Source organism: Anoxybacillus sp. (assembly GCF_036834105.1).
In the GTDB taxonomy this organism is placed as follows: Bacteria; Bacillota; Bacilli; order Bacillales; family Anoxybacillaceae; genus Anoxybacillus.
Map to the genome: position 1 here is coordinate 1 of NZ_DAITON010000236.1, position 1,555 is coordinate 1,555.

The 1,555-nt window shown below is 38.6% G+C and carries 2 protein-coding genes; both read left to right on the forward strand.

The window, feature by feature from the left end:
* Positions 1-892, forward strand: an 892-nt coding sequence (locus tag V7Z64_RS13295) for a Fic family protein (protein ID WP_334110757.1), incomplete at its 5' end; no start/stop codon positions are given.
* Positions 893-1,069: 177 nt separating this feature from the next.
* Positions 1,070-1,489, forward strand: a complete 420-nt coding sequence (locus V7Z64_RS13300) for a VanZ family protein (protein ID WP_297990718.1) — start codon at positions 1,070-1,072, stop codon at positions 1,487-1,489.
* The last annotated feature ends 66 nt before the right edge of the window (positions 1,490-1,555 follow it).

Sequence of the window (1,555 nt, forward strand, 5' to 3'; positions counted from 1 at the left end):
TCCGCAGGCAAGGGCTATTTTTATGCTTACTCGATTTTATCTAGCACCACGGGTAAATAAAGATATTCAAGAGGCGTTAAATTATTATGAGGCACTAATAAAAGGGATGGATTTTTTGCAACGCATTCCACTTTCCAATCGTTTATTTAAATATTTGCATGAAATTTTATTATCTAATCATGTGAGAGGTGCTAATCGCGCGCCAGGAGAGTTTAGAAAAATTCAAAATTTCATTGGACCAGAAGGGTGTACCATTGAAACGGCAACATATGTTCCACCAGAACCTCACCTTGTTTACGACTACATGAGCAATTTGGAAAAGTATATAAACGAACCAAAAGACGATTTTGATGAACTTATTCGTGTTGCGATTATTCACGCGCAATTTGAAACGATTCACCCTTTTTTAGATGGGAATGGAAGAATTGGACGTATCTTAATTCCTTTATACTTGTATAGTAAAAAAGTGATTGAGTTTCCAAACTTTTTTATTAGTGATGTACTGGAGCGGGATAAACATAAGTATTACCGTTTTTTAAATGAGATACGATATGAAGGGAATTGGAATCAATGGATTCGCTTTTTCTTACAATGTATAAAAGTACAGGCGAAGAAGAATGTCCAGCTTATTCAAGATATAAACGAGCTATACGAAAGAGATTTAGATGTAGCAAGTAAATTGATCAACAGTAGCCATGTTCGTCATATGATGAATGTCATGTTTCAACGTCCGATTTTTACAGTCAAAACTATTGTCGAGCTAACAGGCATGAGCGAAAGTACTGTCCGAAGATATGTGAACAAATTAGAGCAACATCAATTAATTTTCTCAAATGGAAGAATGCGCTCGAAAACATATTATTATTATAACTTACTTGACTATCTTCGCTAAATCTTCAGTGGAGAACGTAAGAGGAGCATTTCATTATGAATGTTTCGGATCAGCTAGCCAGCTACAAGACACGATCCCTCTCATTAGTATGGGAGGGCTTTTTTGTCGTACAGAAGGGGAAAAAGTGATAAAATGGTATGAATATTTCCATATATAGAAATAGAAAGGGTCTGAATGATGACTAAAACAAATCGTATGATATGGTGGGGTCTTGTCGTTGCATGGTTTGCGCTTATTTACTATTTTACCGAGTCTCCGCTGTTTACCGGGGAGCAAACAGCACAATGGATTCGTCGTTTTCTTGAATATGTTGGCATTCATACGAACCGTCCTGTGAGCGACGGATTGTTTTCATGGAATTTTATTGTTCGAAAATGTGCGCATATGATGGTATTTGGAACGTTTGCGTTTTTTGCATGGAAAGCAACGGCTTCATACCGTGTCGCTTGGTTATTGACGCTTTTTTGCGCCATGTTCGATGAATGGCATCAATCGTTTCAACCGAAGCGAACGGCGCTATTTTCTGACGTCATCATCGATATGATCGGGGCGACGATTGTGTTATGGGTGGTTTGGAAGGCGAATAAGCGAGCATAAACGCTCGCTTATTCACGTGCGCTCGGCATGGGTGCAATCTCTAGGGTGAAAGTCCCGAACTGCGAA